Raw genomic sequence first — 16,339 nt, forward strand, 5'->3', positions numbered from 1 at the left:
CTTTCAGTCCAGGGCCAGCCGGTCGACGGCGGCCTGGATCGCCACGGCGGCGGCGCCGCGCGCCCACGCCGTGAAGCCGGATTCGTCGATGTAGAGCTCGATCGGGTCGGCGCGCGGGTCACGCTCGCCCGCGATCGCCCTGCGCACGCGGTCCTCCGCGACGGCGAACAGCCCGATCCCTTCGCCCGCGAGCACCGTCGCGGGCTGCATCGTGAGGTTGGCGGCGAGCGCGACGAATCGCGCGAGGGCATCGGCGGCGGCATCCACGACGGCCCGCGCCGCGGGATCGCCCGCGGCTGCGAGCGCGAGGGCTTCGTCGTAGCCGACGGATCTCTGGAGGGATGCCGACACCTGGGCGGCGATCGAGCCCGACGTGAGCATCGCCTCGGCGCAGCCGCGGTGGCCCATATGGCACACGGGGCCGACGGCGCTGAGCGGCAGGTGCCCGCCCAGCCCGAGTCCCGCCTCGCGCGAGCGGACGACCTCGCCGTGCACGACGAGCCCGTACCCGACGCCGGCGCCGATGGTGATGACGGAGAAGCCCGGGATGCCGCGCCCGAGCCCGAACCAGCGTTCGGCCTCGGCGAGCGCGACGAGGTCGTTCTCGAGCGAGACGGGCGATCCGACGAGCCGTTCGAGGAGGGGCGCGAAGGCCACGTCCTCCCAGCCGAGGAACGGCGCGAACTCGACGACGTCGTCGCGCACCGAGCCGCCGAGCGATACCCCGACGCCGCTCGGGCTCAGGAGGCCGAGCTCGGCGACGGCTGCCGCGACCTCGGCCGCGACGGCCTCCGGCCGGCGATCGCGCAGTGGGCGCTGCGTCACCCCGAGGAGCGTCGCGCGCACGTCTGTCGCGACGACGTGCAGGGCGTCGCCGGTGAGCTTGACGCCGACGAACCGGCCGATGTCGGGCGCCACGTCGAGCGGGCGCACGGGCCGCCCGACCGTGCCGTCGGCGGTGTCATCGAGCTCGATGAGCAGCCCGCGGTCGAGGAAGGGCTTGGCGAGCCGCGTGAGGCTCGCGGGCGAGAGGCCGAGCCGTGTCGTGAGGGCGCTGCGCGAGATCGGCCCGTGGATGAGCACGGCCCGAGCGAGCGCCTTCTCGCTGTCGGTCAGCATGAAGCGGATCCTCTCATTCGTTCCATATTGGCATGAATACCCGCCATCACAACCCGTCAAGTTTCTCGAAACCCCCTCTTGTCGTGGGTATTATTTCCGTGCTAGAACTAATGCATGCACTCCACCGATAGGGCGCTCGACGCCGACGCCTCCTCGACCGGCACTTCGCAGCACGTGCTCCACCTTCGCCGAGGCGGCACGAGCGTCGTCGTCGACCTCACCGCCGCCCCCGCTCCCGCGATCGTCCACTGGGGCGAGGAGCTGACCGAGTCGAACGACGCGTCGCTCGCGTCGCTCGCCGTCGCGGCCCGGCCTCAGCGCGTCTCGGGCGGCCTCGATGAGACGGCACGGCTCACGGTGCTGCCGACGCCCGCCGGGGGATGGCTCGGCACCCCCGCACTCGAGGGCCACCGCAGCGGCGCCGGGTTCAGCGCCCGCTTCGAGGTGGCGGGCATCCAGGCGAACGACCACCGCGCCACCCTCGCGCTGGTCGACGCGGAATCCCGGCTGGCGGCGCAGCTCGAGCTGCGGATCGGCCCGAGCGGCCTCTTCCACCAGCGCGTGACCCTCCGCAACACGGGAGAGACGCCGTACACGGTGCAGGCGCTGCAGCTGTTCTTCCCCGTCCCGTGGGACGCGACGGAGCTCCTCGACACGACCGGACGCCACCTGCGTGAGCGCAGCCCGCAGCGACGTCCCTTCACGTTCGGCACCCACCTGCGCGAGAGCCGGCGCGGGCGCCCCGGCGCCGACGCGACACTGCTCCTCGCGGCGGGGCGCCCCGGTTTCGGCTTCGAACGGGGTCGCGTGCACGGCATCCACGTCGCGTGGAGCGGCAACCACCGCGTGCTCGCCGAGCGCGTCGTCACGGGAGAGGCCTTCCTCGCCGGCGGCGAGCTGCTCGGCCCGGGCGAGGTCGTGCTGGCACCCGGCGACTCGGTCGGCTCGCCGTGGGTCATCGGCTCGTGGGGCGACGGGCTCACGGAGCTGTCGCATCGCTTCCACACCGAGTGGCGCCGACGTCCGCAGCACCCGCGCCGCGCCCGCCCCGTGACTCTCAACACGTGGGAGGCCGTCTACTTCGACCACTCGCTCGACAAGCTCACCGAGCTCGCGGATGCCGCGGCAGCGGTCGGCGTCGAGCGCTTCGTGCTCGACGACGGGTGGTTCGCGGGCCGGCGCGACGACACGAAGGGTCTCGGCGACTGGTACGTCGACGCGACGGTGTGGCCCGACGGGCTGCACCCCCTCATCCGCCACGTCCGGCGTCTCGGGCTCGAGTTCGGCCTCTGGGTCGAGCCCGAGATGATCAACCCCGACAGCGACCTCGCGCGCACCCACCCCGACTGGATCCTCCGCGGCCGCATGCAGCTGCCGCCCTCGGCCCGGCAGCAGCAGGTGCTCGACCTCGCCCACCCCGAGGCCTACGCGTACATCGCCGAGCGGCTGCACGCGATCCTCGACGAGCACGACATCGCGTACCTCAAGTGGGACCACAACCGCGACCTCGTCGACGCGGGCTCCGGCCCAGAAGGGGTCGCCCGCGTGCACGACCACACGCTCGCCGTGTACCGCCTCATCGACGAGCTCAAGGCCGCGCATCCCGGCCTCGAGATCGAGAGCTGCGCCTCGGGCGGCGCGCGCGTCGACCTCGGCATCCTCGACCGCACAGACCGCATCTGGACGAGCGACAGCCTCGACCCGCTCGAGCGCCTGGCGAACCAGCGCCACACCGCCCTCGTCGTGCCGCCCGAGCTCATGGGCATGCACCTCACGAGCCCCGTCGTGCACTCGTCGGGCCGCGCCGTCGGCCTCGGCCTCAGCGCGGCCGTGGCCCTCTTCGGCCACTTCGGCGTCGAGTGGGATCTCACGTCGGCCGACACCGAGACGCGCTCCCGCGTCGCCGAGTGGGTCGCCCTCGCCAAGCGCGTGCGGCCGCTCGTCGCGACCGGCCGCACGGTCGACGTCGACGGCACCGACCCCGGCATCGACGTGCGCGGCATCGTCGCGGAGGACGCGGCATCCGCCTTCTTCACGATCACGCAGGTCGAGACCACGGTCGCCTATCCGCCGGGACGGGTCAGGATGCCGGGCCTCGATCCCGCTCGCCGGTACCGCGTGCAGGTGCTCTCCCCCGGGAAGCCCTACGAGGACGCCGGGCAGTCCGCCCTGGAATGGGCGGCGCAGGGCGTCGTGCTGACGGGTCGCGAGCTCGCGACCATCGGCCTGCGCCCGCCCGTCCAGCTCCCGCAGCGCTCGACCGTCGTCGAGCTCACCGCCCTCTCCTGACACTCCCCACGCGCAAGGAGGCGCACACATGAAACCCACTCGCGGCCGTATCGGCCGAGCGGCAGCGGTGCTGGCCATCGCAGGCATCGCCGTCATGATCGGCGGCTGCGCCGCCAATCCCTCGAACGGGGTCACGACCCTCAACTTCTTCCAGTTCAAGGGAGAGGCGCTCGAGGACTTCGACAAGATCATCAAGGACTTCGAGGCCGAGAACCCCGACATCAAGGTCGTGCAGAACCAGGTGGCCGACGCCGACACGACCATCCGGACGCTTCTCGTCAAGGACAAGGTCCCCGACGTCATCACCCTGAACGCGAACGGCGGCTTCGGCAAGCTCGCGCAGGCGGGAGTCTTCTACGACTTCTCCAAGGAGCCCGTCCTGCAGACGATCAACCCCGCCGTGCAGGAGATCCTCGCCAAGCTCGGCAACAAGAAGGGCGAGGTCAACGGCCTCGGCTACGTCAACAACGCCAACGGCGTGATCTACAACGAGGACATCTTCGAGAAGCTGGGGCTTCAGGTTCCCACGACGTGGGATGAGTTCATCGCCGTCTGCGACAAGCTCAAGGCCGCCGGAATCACGCCCTTCTACGGCACGCTCGCCGACTCGTGGACGGGGCTGCCCTCGTTCAACGCGCTCGGTGCGTACCCCTCGCAGGGCGACTTCTGGGACAAGATGCGCGCGGAGGGCGAGAACGTCGGCCCCGACTCGGAGGTGTCGTTCCAGAAGGACTTCCCCGAGGCGCTCGACCAGCAGTACGAGCTGTACTCGAAGTACATGCAGGACGGCTACCGGGGCAAGACGTACGACGACGGCAACGCCGCCTTCGCGAAGGGCGAGGTCGCGATGCTCCTCCAGGGCATCTGGGCCACCAACCCCATCAAGCAGATCAATCCCGAGATCCGCGCGGGGATCTTCCCCTATCCGGCAGCCGCCAACCCCGACGACCGCCTGCTGGTGTCGGGCGTCGACGTCGTCGTGACGATGGGCAAGAACCCGCCGCACAAGAAGGAGGCGATGCGCTTCATCGACTACATGTTCCAGAAGGGCGTCATCGAGGAGTTCGCGGCCTCCCAGAACATGGTCCCGTCGGTGAAGGGCGCCAAGCTCGGCGACGACCCGGCACTGCAGTCGGTCAAGCCCTACTTCGACCAGGGCAAGATCACGGGCTTCATCGACCACCAGATCCCGCCCAGCATCCCGCTCGCCGCGATCATCCAGCAGTTCCTCTTCAGCGGCGACACCCACGCGGCGCTCGCCACCCTCGACAGCGAGTGGGCCAAGGTGGCCGCCCGCACGATCCCCGTGAAGGGAGAGTAGTCATGACGACCATGACTGAGGCCGTGCGCGCCTCGTCGACGGGGGGCGCCGCGAAGAAGCGTGCCACCCGCACCCGGACGGCGACCAAGCGTGCGCCGAGTGCCTACTACTGGATGGTGTGGCCGGCGGTCATCGCCTTCGCGTTCTTCCATACGCTGCCCGTGATCATCGGCATCTTCTTCAGCTTCACGAACTACCCCGGGTACGGGGACTGGAACTTCATCGGGCTGTCGAACTACATCAATCTGTTCAAGGACGACCGGGTCCTCCACGCGTATGGGTTCTCGTTCCTCTTCGCGATCGTGGCGACGATCCTCACGAACGTCATCTCGCTCGCGATCGCGATCGGGCTCAACGCCAAGATCAAGGCGCGCAACCTCTGGCGGGGCGTCTACTTCGTCCCCTATGTGCTCGCGATCCTCGTCATCGGCTACGTGTTCCAGTTCTTCTTCTCGAACTCACTGCCGAAGATCCTGTCGGGCATCCCGCTGTTCGCCGACAACATCCTGACGAACGAGACGTGGGCGTGGACGGCGATCGTCGGGCTCGGTGTGTGGCAGGCGTGCGCGTTCGCGATCATCATCTATCTCTCCGGGCTCCAGACGATCCCCTCCGAGTTGTACGAGGCGGCGTCGATCGACGGCGCAAGCGCTGGCCGGCAGTTCTGGTCGATCACCTTCCCGCTCATCAGCGCCTTCTTCACGATCAACATCGTGCTGAGCCTGAAGGGCTTCCTCCAGGTGTTCGAGCAGGTCGTCGCCCTCACCAACGGCGGACCGGGCACCGCGACCGAATCCGTCACGCTGCTCATCTTCCGCGGCGGGTTCTCCGGTGGGGAGTTCGCCTACCAATCCGCGAACGCCGTGGTCTTCTTCATCGTGATCACGATCGTCTCGCTCCTGCAGTTCCGGGTCCTTCAGCGCAGAGAGGCCGATTTCTGATGACCACCACGACCAACACCTCGATCCAGTTCGAGCAGCCCGCCGAGGCTGTGGAGCCTCGCCGACGGATCCTGCGCCGGCGTCCCGAGGACCTCGACACCCGCAAGACGAACTGGTGGGCGACCGCGCTCATCGCCGTCTGCTCGCTCACCGTCCTGATCCCGCTCTACCTCGCGGTCGTCGTCGCCCTGAAGACCCCCGACCAGCTGACCGAGGGCACCGGATTCGAATGGCCGAACCCGGTCAACTGGGCCAACTTCCCCGAAGCCTGGCAGCGGACGAACTTCCCGCAGGCGCTGATGAACACCGCGATCATCACCGTCGGCGCCGTGGCCTTCACGCTGCTGACGAGCTCGATCGTCGCCTACGCGATCGCGCGGAACATCCACCGGCCGTTCTTCAAGGGTGTGTTCTTCTACCTGCTGGCGGCGCTGTTCATCCCGTTCCCGATCATCATGCTCCCGCTTGTGAAGCAGACGGCGCTTCTCGGGCTCGACAACCAGGCAGGCCTGATCATCCTGTACACGGTGTACGGGCTGTCGCTGAACATCTTCATCTACACCGCGTACATCCGCTCGATCCCGATCGAGCTCGAAGAGGCGGCACGGATTGACGGTGCGAGCACGTGGCGCGTCTTCTGGTCGGTGATCTTCCCCCTGCTCATGCCGATGAACGCCACGGTCGGCATCCTCACGTGCGTGTGGGCCTGGAACGACTTCATCATGCCGCTCGTCGTGCTGACCGATCCCTCGTCGCGGACACTGACCCTCGCACAGTTCGTGTTCCAGGGGCAGTTCAACACCGACTACACGGTGGCCTTCGCGTCGTACCTCATGGCGATGGCGCCGCTGCTGATCGTCTACATCTTCAGCCAGCGCTGGGTCATCTCGGGCGTCACGCGGGGCTCGATCAAGTAACCCCACCCGGCCGAACCCCGGTCCCCGAGCTATCGGGGACCGGGGTTTCGGCTATCCGCAGGACTTCGCGGGGTACGCCACCTGCGACGTCGAGGTGCCGGACCCGTCGGCCGCGGTCACTTGGATGCTTCCCGCCGCCACCTGCGCCTGCTTCGTCGTCGAGGCGACCGAGACCGTCTTGCCGGGCTGCACCGCCGTGAACGACTTCGCGCCGAAGGGCGACGACACGTCGACCGCGAGGACGGTGTCGTCCGTGTTGGTCACGGAGGTCACGAGCACGACCTTCCCGGCTGCGCAGCGCTGCTCCACCGACGCCTCGACCACGGGAAGGGCGGGCGGGGCTGCCGCGAGCGTGCCCATCACCGAGATCTCGGGGATCTTGAGGTACGTCGACGGCGTCGCGAACGTCAGCCGCACGGCCGTCGCGACGACGGGCGTGAAGCCCACCGTGGTCTGCGTGCCCGCCGCGGCGATCGGCGCGGCCGTCGCCGACGTGTCGCGCCAGACCCCGTCGACGCCGCGGTAGCGGACGCCGACGGTCTTCGGCGAACCCTCGCCGTTGGTGAAGGCGACGCTGGACACCTCGTACGCCGTCCCGGGCAGGAGCGTGAAGGTCACGGGGTTCGGACCGCCCGCGATCGCCCACGTCGACCACGGCGTGCTCGTCGACCCGTCGCACGCGTTCGTCGCCGGGAAAGCGGAGTAGTCGGTCTGCGAGAACGAGGCGGAGACGCTCGCCCCCGGCACCCGGCAGACGTTGCCGCCCTGCGATGCGTCGCCCCAGATCTGCACCTCCGAGATCGACTGCCACACGTTGGTCGCGGTCTGCAGCTGCACCCGGATGCCGGTCGTCGCGGGCAGGCTCGAGACGTCGAGCGTCGCCACGGGCGCGACAGTGGCCGTCTGGTCGAGCGTCGCGCTCACCTGCGTGTCGACCCACGCGCCGTTCGCCTTGTACTGCACCTTGACCGTCGACGGCCACGAGGCCGTGCCGTCGCGGTAGGTGTGCACGAGGATCGTGCGCGGCCGCTGCGTGCTCGTCCAGTCGAACGCGAGCCAGCTGCTCTTGGGGTAGACCCCGCCCGACAGCCAGTCGTCCCAGCCCTTGCCCTTCACGTTGAGGTCGACGACGGTGCGGGCGAGGTCGGAGCGGCTCGACGCCGTCACTGCCGCGCCGGGGGCGAGGTTCGTGACGCCGTAGTCCCACACGTCGACCGTGCGGGTCACGCGCCGACCCGGACCGAAGTCGGCGTCACCGGCGAGGATGCCGGTGATCGTCGCGCTGCCGAGGGCCGTGAACGAGGCATCCCACGTCACCGCGACGTCGTGCGTCTGGCCGTCGACCGTCACCGGCAGGGTCGCCGGCAGCGCCTTCGCGGGCGTGGCGCCGAGCCGCACGGCGGACGGGATCGCAGCATCCGAGACGCTCCAGATCTTGCCGCCGACGCCCTTGTCGTCCCAGTACGAGGGTCCCCAGCCAGAGCCCCAGCGCGCCGGATCCTCCGTCGCGGGGTTGCGCATCTCGAGGACGCCGTTCGCCGCGACCGTGATGGGCAGCCAGACGTAGGTCGAGTCGGACTTGCCCTCGTTCCACCGGTCGCCCATGTAGACGTACTTGCCGTCGCCGAGCGTCAGCACGTTGGTCGACTGCGAGCCGAAAGTCGTGCGCCGCACATCGCCGACCGAGAGGAGCCCGTCGCCGCCCTCGGGGATCGAGCTGTACGAGACGTTCTCGTACGCGTCGCCTGACTGCACGCCCCGGATCCAGCCGCCGAGGATGTCGTCGGCGCTGTAGTACGTCTGCGGGTTGGGTGCCCAGCTCGTCGCCCCGGAGGCCAGCACGTAGTACTTGCCGCCGTGCGTGAACATCGCGGGCGCCTCGAGGTGGCCGCACTCCTTGACGATCTGGAAGTCGGTGCCGCGCACGGGTGCGTCGGCCGTGCCGTCGGCGAAGAGGTGCGGGTACTGCCCGCTCTCCGAGTACTGGAACGTGTAGCTCGCCGACCCGCCGAACGACCCCGTGCGCACCGGGTCGGTCGTCGTCGTGTGCTCGACGTTCGTGTAGTCCTCGTTGAGCTTCGAGACGTAGAGGGAGTTGTTCTCCTCCGACGAGTAGACGATGTAGGCCGTGCCGTCGGCATCCTGGAACACCGTCATGTCCCGCGCCTGCCCCGGCACCGCGCTCGTCGTACACGCCTGGTAGTTCGACCGGTTGTACATCCGGTACGCGCCCGTCATCTTGAAGGGGCCGGCAGGGCTGTCGGCGACGGCGACCGCCGCCATCGACCGGGCGTACATCGACCCGCCCGCCGACGTGCGGCCGTCGGCGTGCCACCACATGACCCACTTGCCCGTCTTGGCGTTGTAGAGCACCTTGGGCCGCTCGAAGATCGCCGAGTACGTCCAGTTCTGGTCGGTGTTGAGGTAGTACGACAGCGACTGCACCAGGTCGGTCTTGGGCTGCCCGGCACCGTCGAGCGTGCCGTACAGGTCGACGAAGTACGGGTCGGTCGTCAGCTCCGCGTTGTCCGAGACGCCGCGGAGCGCGTCGCCCAGGTTCTCCCAGTTGTAGGTGTCGGTCGAGCGGTAGACCGCGACGCCGGGGCTGCCGTAGTAGCCGTTCGTGCGGTCCTCGCCGTACCAGTAGTAGACCGTCTGGCCGTTCTCCTGCGTCGTGACGATCTGTCCGCCGTGCGCCTGGATGTGGCGGCCCTGCGTGTCGTACCAGTACGGCTGGAAGTAGCCGGCCGCGCTCGCACCGGGGTCGGCCAGTGCCTGGTAGTCGTCGTACAGGGGCACCGGGTCGGTGCGCGGCACGCCGTCGGCGGGGTCGGTGACGACGGCGACGACGGCCGCCGCCGCCGGGAGTGCCGAGGCGGGGGTGGATGCCGCGACCAGCGCGGCCGCCACGAGCGCCCCGATGATCCCGAGGCCGGCTTTCACTCGCATGTCTGGGCTCCGTAGTTCGTCGTCTTGGTGAGCTGCGCCCCGCTCGCGGGGTCGGTCGTGGTCAGCGTCACGGTGCCGGCGGGCACCGAGGCGGCCTTGCTCGAGAAGGCGAGCGTCGTCGACTTCCCGGCGGCGAGGTCGCTCACGGCCGAAGTGCCGAACGGCGTCGCGACGGATCCCTTGAGTGCGGCGGTGCCCGTGTTGGTGACGCCCACCGTCAGGACGACCTTGCCGACGACGCACCGCTTGGCGACCGTGACGTCTGCCGTCGGTGCGGGCGGCGTCGCGTCGGTGACGGCGAGCCACGAGATGACGGGCTTCTCACTGCCCGCGCCCTCGTTCGTGACGACGTACTCGACCGTGGTCGGCGCCGCGAGCGTGAACGTGAGCGGTGCCGTCAGGGGCGTGTTCGATCCGGAGAGCGGTACGTTGCCCTTCGCGAGCTCGACCCCGCCGGCCGAGACAGTCTGGTTCATCGTGCGGTTCAGGCCCCACCACTCGGTGAACCCGCCGGTCAGCGTGTAGGTGCCGGCCGCGAGGGGCAGACGGTAGATCAGCTTCGTCGTGTCCTGGTACAGACCCGTCGAGTACTTCTCGTTGATGTCGGTCGTCGCCTTCACCTTCATGCCGTCGGCGACGTAGCCCCACTGATCGGCCGCCGCCGAGACCTGGTCGACCTTGTCGTTGCGCAGCGTCGGCACGGCCTTCTTGACGGCGAGGTACTGCGGCGAGTCCACACCGCTCGTGCCCGAGTCGATGAAGTACACGAGCTTCGCCGGGATGATCTCGAACGAGGCGACGACGGGGTTGCCGCTCGCCGTGACCTTTCCGGTGACGGTGAGCTTCGCGTACTCGGCGCGCGGCTGCGCGGCGGATGCGGCATCCCACGTCACCGGCGTCGCGGTGCCCTTGATGTCGACCGTCGCGGGCAGTGCGTCGTTCACGCCGAGGGCGCCCTGCACTCCGACGTCGCGCGGCAGCGACTGCACGTAGACGAGCGCGAGACGCGCGTTGTAGCCGCTCGTGCCGTTGGTGCCGAATTCGAGGTCGACGACAGTGGCGGCATCCAGTGTCACCGTCTGCGACACGGCAGTCGCCGCGCCGGTCGAGGTGGCCGTCTTGGTCGCGCTCGTGAGGCCCGTGCCCTTGACCGTCGAGTAGACGTTGGTGGTGAGGCCCGCGCGCGGAGCCTGCACGCCGACGAGGTTGTACGTGCCGGCGGGCAGCGTCAGGTGGTACGTGATCGGCTTGCTGTAGTCGGCGCCGACGTACGACGAGCCCCAGTCCCCCGCCGTCCCGGCCGCGATGGTCGTGGCCGTCGTGGAGTAGCCCCACGTCGAGCCGGCCGCCGCGCCGTCCCACTTCTGGTCGGTCGATCCGTTGAGCAGGCCCGGGAAGGCGGCCTTGACCCCCGCGTACACGGAGCCCGCCGCCGAGGTGGAGGAGCCGGAGTCGATGAAGTAGTTCAGGGCGGGCGGCACGACGAGCACCGTCGCGCTGAATCGCTGGTACAGGCCCGACGCGTTCTTCTGCGTCGAGCGTCCCGTGGCGGCGAAGCTCGCGAGCTCCGCTGTCGACTTCGCCGCGTCGGCGGCGCTGAGGCTCCACGTCACGGGCGCGTCGGCCCCGACGAGAGTGAGGTGCGAGGGCAGCGCACGATCGCGCGACGTGATCGTGACGACGCCGAGGTCGACGACGTCGGCGCTCACGTCCACCGGGGTGAGCCCGTCGGCGGCCGTCTTGAGACGCGCCGTGAGGGCGGTCGCGCCCTCCGCGTCGAGCCCGTAGCCGACCGGATCGGCGACGGCGGCCTTCGCGTCGGCGAGCACGGCGGCGAACACGGTCCACGAGTCGGCGCTGTAGTCGCTCTGGGCGAGGCCCTTCACGGAGTCGACCAGCGCCGCGAGCGCCGTCGTGTCGACCTTGGTCGCATCGGCGTTGGCCTTGACGACGCCGACGGCGTCGACGTTGATCGACTCCGCGTTGGCGGTCTTGATGACGACCGAGTGCGCGGCGCTCTTGAGGCCACGCAGCATGAATGCGGTCCGCTCGCTGCCGGCGCTGTAGGTGGGGGCGGATGCCACGACCTGCACGCCGTCGACGATCACGTCGAGCGTCGGGGTGCCGGAGTTGGTGCCGATGATGTCCAGGCCCGTGCCGGTGAAGGCGTAGGTCAGTGCCGCGCCCTTCGCCGTGCTCTTGGAGGCGGAGCGCTGCCATTCGAACATGCCCTGTCCGTTGACGTGGCTCCAGTTCGCGTCGAAGCTCAGGACCTTCGTCGAGGTGTCGGCCCAGCTGGTCTGGTGCATGCCGTCGATGACGTCAGAGTAGTACGGCGTGTAGCCGGGCACGGTCTCGACCTTGAGGTTGTCGAACTGCACGAAGTTGAAGCTCGATCCGAGCTGGATGCGGCCCGTCGCCTGCGGCGTCGGGTCGGTGAAGGTCGCGACCTGCACGCCGTTGATCGAGGCGGTGTAGACGGCGCCTGCGACCTTCACGGCGATGTTGTTCCACACGCCCGCGCCGGCCTTGAAGCCTGCCGGTGCGGTGCCGGACGACAGGGTGCTGCCGAAGCGCATGAACGTCCAGGCGCCGGCGGCGTCGACCTTGAGCTCGGCGGCCGAGACGCTCTGGCCGTTGGCCGTGCCGCCCTGCTCACGGGCGCCGATCGTCGCGTACTGCGTGCCGGCCGCCTCGAAGAGCACGTCGGCCGAGACGGTGTAGTTGGCCCAGCGGGCGTCGCCGATCGTGGTCTTGGGGTCGCCGCTGTTCCAGGCGCTGCCGGCCATGCCTGGGCCCACCTGCTGGCGGAGCACACGGCCGTGCGCGGCATCCGCTGTCGTGACCGATTCGAACGCGCCGTTCGTGTCGTTCGTGTAGCGCGGGATCGCACCGTCGTCCTCGGCCTGCACGCTCGGGGTGCCCGCGGGCTTGGCCTTGCTGCCGCGCGCGTCGACGAACGACTGGCCCGAGTCCACGAGCTGACCCGTCGCGGGGTCGTAGCCCTTGATGTTCGCGAGGCCGCTGTAGTCGAAGTCGTCCGCGTAGATCGTGGCGTCGTCCGTCACGCCGTTGACGCTGCCGGTCGGGTCGGTGTCGAGCACGTCCCGGCCGCCGCCCTGAGCCGTGTACTCCCTCGAGCTCGGCAGCGCGCTGCCGTTGCCGGCCTTCGCCGTGAGGGTGCCGTCGGCGGCCTTGGTCGCCTGGTCGAGCGTCGTGAGGGTCAGGGCCGACCACGGCTTGACCGAGATCGTGTAGGTGCCCGTTCCGTCGGGGGTGACCTCGCCGACCGGCTGCAGGTAGTTCGCGTCGTAGGCCTCGCCGGCGTCGGCGGCGCGGGTCTCCCAGAGCTCGGCCGTCTGGTCGGCGCCGAGGCTCAGGTTCTTCGCGACGATCTTGTACGTCTTGGTGAACTTCGAGTCGTTGACGATGACGGTCGAGAAGTCGGAGGCGTCGGGGGCGGCGAGCGTCGTGTACGACGCTCCGCCCGCGCGCGCGCCGCTCGGCGGGTTGCCCGTGCCGAGCTCGCTGCCCGAGGCCTTCGGGATGGCGCGCCAGATGCCGGCGGTGTTGTCGGAGTTCTCCCACCCGAGCTTCGCGAACTGCGTGAACTGCTCGAGCACGGCGAGGCCGCCGTCGTAGTAGATCCAGCCCGACCACGGGTCGCGGGCGTTCACGAGCTCCTTCGAGGAGTACTGGAACCCGTCGTAGAACGACCCGATCGCCGGCTGGAAGATGTTCATCGTGCGCCGGGACGCGTTGAACCCGGTCGTGATCCAGTTGCCCATCTCGAGGGCGCTGTTGGTGCCGCCGAACTGCGTGCCGAAGCCGCCCTGCTCGTCGCTCGCGTTGTTGTTCGGGCGGTCGGCCGAGCTCGAGAAGGTCGACTGGCCCTCCGAGTTCCAGACCTCCTTGTCGAGCTGCTCGGCGATCTTCTTCATGTTGCCGGCGCTGTCGTCGGCGCTGGAGTAGTGGAAGCCCACGATGTCGACGGCGTCGCGCAGCGACGAGTCGGTCGTCGAGGTCATCGCGTTGCCGAACGCGACGGGCGGCGTGCCGACCGTGTCGGCGGCGATCGTCTCGATGCTCGTGAAGAGCTTCTTCTCCTCGGCGGTCTTGAAGCCGTTGTTCGGGTCGCCCGCGGTCGCGCCCTCGTAGCCCTTCGTGTCGGCGCTCACCCAGCCGGAGAAGTCCTTGTAGAGCTGCTGGTCGGGGGTGCTCGTCTCGTTCGTGTCGGGGTTGATCGAGTCGACCATGATCCCGTACTCGCGGTACGCCGCGAGCACGGTGTTCTTGAACCAGATGTACTGGTCGGCATTGCTCGTGACCCACGTCGGGCGGTTCCACCGGAGCAGGCTCAGATGGATGTCGCCGTGCGCGACCTTCTGCGCGTCGGCGGCGAGCTGGAAGCCGGGCTCGCGCAGCACGTTGGGGTACTCGTCGCGCGTGCGCATCGAGGCGGCGTTGGGACCCGTCGAGGTGTTGCGGTCGTTGCCCATCTCGATCTTGACCGTGTTCATGATCGGGTGGTCGCCGCCGAACAGCGTCTCGACGAGCTCCCAGTACTTGTCGGGATGCTGCGACTTGTAGTCCATCAGCAGGGCGCTGGTCGAGTTGGCCGACAGCACGCCGAAGCCCTTGAAGGTCAGGCCGTTCTTGTTGAGCGCCGCCGCGGCGACATCGGCCCCGTCCACGGTCACCGTGACGGAGTCCGCCCCAGCGGCCTGTGCCGCGATCGGCACCGCGAGCGGAGCCGCGATGACCGCCGCACTCACCGCCGTCGCCAGCGCCATCCGCATCCGACGTGAAACCCGGTCGTCCTTCGGACGAGGCATCCTTGCCTCCGACATCGGCGCTCTCCGTTTCCGTGTGACTGCGGGCACGACAACGTACCCGTAAGCGCGATTGTGCCGTGTTACCGCGAACTGTGGAACAAAACGAACACATTCGCTCATCATTGAATCGATCCGAACTTCGGAGTAGCCTTTCCGCGATGGAATCCGGAGACCCCGCACCGTTCGGCCTGTCGCGCCGGGAGCGGATCCTCGACGAGCTGCGCCGCACCGGCGCGGTGCGCGTCGCCGACCTCGCGCGAGAGCTCGGGGTCGCGGAGCTCACGATCCGCCGCGACATCAGCCATCTCGCCGACCGCGGCCTGCTCACACGCGTGCACGGCGGCGCGACGCTGCGCAGCCGCCTCGACACGACCGTGCCGACGGCGTCGGCCGCAACCGCGCCGATCCGGTTCCGGGTCGGCATGGTCACGCCGTCGCTGAGCTACTACTGGCCGCACATCATCGTCGGCGCCCGCGCCGCCGCGACCGAGCTCGGCGTGCAGCTCGTGCTGCGCGGCGCGAGCTACTCGGTCGACGACCAGCGCCGGCAGATCGCGTCGCTCGTCGAGTCGGGGAGCCTGCACGGCCTCATCGCCGCCCCCGAGACGCTCGGGGCCGACGGCCGGGCGTTCCTGCATTGGCTCGAGTCGCTGCCGATCCCCGTCGTGCTCGCCGAGCGCCGCGCGCCGTCGGCGCTCGCGCTCACGAGCCTCGAGTGGGTCACGACCGACCACGTCTTCGGCGGTTCGCTCGCCGCCGACCACCTCGCCGCGCTCGGCCACCGCCGCGTCGGCATCCTGACCTCCGCCGGATCGCCCACGTCGTGGCAGCTGCGCCGCGGCTGGGACCGCGCCGTCGCCGACCTTGGCCTCGAGGCTCCCGTCGACGTCGAGGCGACGCTCGACGCGATGGACGGCATCGCCCGCGAGGCGCTCATCGCCGACATCCTGGAACGCTGCCGCAAGACCTCGACGACGGCGCTCCTGATCCACTCCGATCCCCAGGCCGTGCTCGTGCAGCAGTACGCGCGCGACCACGGCTGGTCGATCCCGGCCGACCTCGCGATCATCGCCTACGACGACGAGGTCGCCGAGAGCGCCGAGCCGCCGATCACGGCCCTCCGCCCGCCCAAGCAGCACGTGGGCCGCCTCGCGGTCGAGACGATGGTCGCGCGTCTGGTCGACGGCACCCGCCGTCCCGTGCAGCGCACGTACGTGCTGCCCGTGCTCCACCCCCGCGAGTCCACCGCACCGTAGCGCGGGCTCGGCGCCGGCGGGGCACAACTGAGGGGAATTCGCGCGACACGCCGGCGCCCGCCCGCGCGTCGCGCGGGATCCCCGCGGATGTGCACGAAAACGGCGGCGCGGGATGCCTCACCCGTGGCCCCTCGCGGGTTCACGTTCGACGCTTCGACAAGCTCAGCGACCGGATGAGGGATGCACCCAACCCCGGTCCCCGAGCTTGTCGAGCCAGTGCACACAGCTGCGGGGAAATCGGCCGACACGCCGGGGCGAGCCCGCGCGTCGCGCGGGATCCCCGCAGCTGTGCACGAAGACGGCGGCGCGGGATGCCTCACCCGTGACCCCTCGCGGGTTCACGTTCGACGCCTTCGACAAGCTCAGCGACCGGATGAGGGATGCACCCAACCCCGGTCCCCGAGCTTGTCGAGGGGGCGGGGAGCGGCGGGACGAGGGTCAGCGCGATGCGAGGAGCGCCGCGATGCGGTCGAGCTGCGAGGCGTCCTCGAGGGCCGAGCCGACGGCGACGACGCGCACGCCGGCATCCAGGAACTCCGCCGCGTTCGAGGCGTCGATGCCGCCCGTCGCGACGAACGTCGCCTGCGGGAACGGCCCGCGGATGTGCCGGAACCACGACGTGCCGAGCCACGTCGCGGGGAACGCCTTGAGCCACGTCAGGCCGAGCGACAGCGCGAGCTGCACCTCGGTCGGCGTCGCGACGCCGGGAAGG

8 protein-coding genes and 1 pseudogene are annotated in these 16,339 nt (G+C 69.7%); 5 read left to right on the forward strand and 4 right to left on the reverse strand.

All coding sequences use genetic code 11. The features are described from left to right. Nucleotides 1-3: 3 nt before the first annotated feature. Entirely contained in the window at nucleotides 4-1,119 is a 1,116-nt protein-coding gene (locus ACH3VR_RS18050; RefSeq protein ID WP_397557704.1) for an ROK family protein, read from the reverse strand. 114 nt (nucleotides 1,120-1,233) lie between these two features. Between ACH3VR_RS18050 and ACH3VR_RS18055 the strand changes: the two genes are divergently transcribed. The 4 genes from ACH3VR_RS18055 to ACH3VR_RS18070 are packed head-to-tail and all read left to right on the forward strand — an operon-like array spanning nucleotide 1,234 to nucleotide 6,587. After that, complete coding sequence (locus ACH3VR_RS18055) at nucleotides 1,234-3,408, forward strand: alpha-galactosidase (protein ID WP_397557705.1); 2,175 nt, start codon at nucleotides 1,234-1,236, stop codon at nucleotides 3,406-3,408. Between the two features lie 28 nt (nucleotides 3,409-3,436). Next, a complete protein-coding gene (locus ACH3VR_RS18060) occupies nucleotides 3,437-4,729 on the forward strand; it encodes an ABC transporter substrate-binding protein (RefSeq protein WP_397557706.1) in 1,293 nt (430 codons plus the stop codon). 2 nt (nucleotides 4,730-4,731) lie between these two features. Further along, nucleotides 4,732-5,670, forward strand: coding sequence for a carbohydrate ABC transporter permease (locus ACH3VR_RS18065; RefSeq protein WP_449566855.1), 939 nt, complete (start codon nucleotides 4,732-4,734; stop codon nucleotides 5,668-5,670). Next, nucleotides 5,670-6,587 carry a carbohydrate ABC transporter permease gene (locus tag ACH3VR_RS18070; RefSeq protein WP_397557707.1) on the forward strand — a complete coding sequence of 306 codons (918 nt, stop codon included), beginning with the start codon at nucleotides 5,670-5,672 and terminating at the stop codon, nucleotides 6,585-6,587. Before ACH3VR_RS18065 ends, ACH3VR_RS18070 begins: the two co-directional genes overlap by 1 nt. Before the next feature lie 51 nt (nucleotides 6,588-6,638). Here the strand turns inward: ACH3VR_RS18070 and ACH3VR_RS18075 are convergent, their stop codons facing one another. After that, a complete protein-coding gene (locus tag ACH3VR_RS18075; RefSeq protein WP_397557708.1) occupies nucleotides 6,639-9,536 on the reverse strand; it encodes a glycoside hydrolase family 43 protein in 2,898 nt (965 codons plus the stop codon). Continuing rightward, on the reverse strand, nucleotides 9,527-14,371 hold the full coding sequence (locus ACH3VR_RS18080; RefSeq protein ID WP_397557709.1) for a family 16 glycoside hydrolase: 4,845 nt from the start codon (nucleotides 14,369-14,371) through the stop codon (nucleotides 9,527-9,529). Before ACH3VR_RS18080 ends, ACH3VR_RS18075 begins: the two co-directional genes overlap by 10 nt. Nucleotides 14,372-14,529: 158 nt before the next feature. Between ACH3VR_RS18080 and ACH3VR_RS18085 the strand changes: the two genes are divergently transcribed. Next, nucleotides 14,530-15,627 carry a substrate-binding domain-containing protein gene (locus ACH3VR_RS18085; RefSeq protein WP_397557710.1) on the forward strand — a complete coding sequence of 366 codons (1,098 nt, stop codon included), beginning with the start codon at nucleotides 14,530-14,532 and terminating at the stop codon, nucleotides 15,625-15,627. Nucleotides 15,628-16,065: 438 nt separating this feature from the next. Here ACH3VR_RS18085 and ACH3VR_RS18090 read toward each other — a convergent pair. Further along, nucleotides 16,066-16,339, reverse strand: a pseudogene (locus tag ACH3VR_RS18090) (2-dehydro-3-deoxyphosphogluconate aldolase); the annotation flags it as partial.

It is taken from the genome of Microbacterium alkaliflavum, assembly GCF_044325405.1.
Lineage (GTDB): Bacteria > Actinomycetota > Actinomycetes > Actinomycetales > Microbacteriaceae > Microbacterium > Microbacterium alkaliflavum.

What these genes read in the sequence shown, in the direction of transcription:
- ACH3VR_RS18050 (WP_397557704.1), bottom strand. Translation starts at nt 1,119, where the DNA reads ATGCTGACCGACAGCGAGAAGGCGCTCGCTCGGGCCGTGCTCATCCAC.
- ACH3VR_RS18055 (WP_397557705.1), top strand. Translation starts at nt 1,234, where the DNA reads ATGCACTCCACCGATAGGGCGCTCGACGCCGACGCCTCCTCGACCGGC.
- ACH3VR_RS18060 (WP_397557706.1), top strand. Translation starts at nt 3,437, where the DNA reads ATGAAACCCACTCGCGGCCGTATCGGCCGAGCGGCAGCGGTGCTGGCC.
- ACH3VR_RS18065 (WP_449566855.1), top strand. Translation starts at nt 4,732, where the DNA reads ATGACGACCATGACTGAGGCCGTGCGCGCCTCGTCGACGGGGGGCGCC.
- ACH3VR_RS18070 (WP_397557707.1), top strand. Translation starts at nt 5,670, where the DNA reads ATGACCACCACGACCAACACCTCGATCCAGTTCGAGCAGCCCGCCGAG.
- ACH3VR_RS18075 (WP_397557708.1), bottom strand. Translation starts at nt 9,536, where the DNA reads ATGCGAGTGAAAGCCGGCCTCGGGATCATCGGGGCGCTCGTGGCGGCC.
- ACH3VR_RS18080 (WP_397557709.1), bottom strand. Translation starts at nt 14,371, where the DNA reads ATGCCTCGTCCGAAGGACGACCGGGTTTCACGTCGGATGCGGATGGCG.
- ACH3VR_RS18085 (WP_397557710.1), top strand. Translation starts at nt 14,530, where the DNA reads ATGGAATCCGGAGACCCCGCACCGTTCGGCCTGTCGCGCCGGGAGCGG.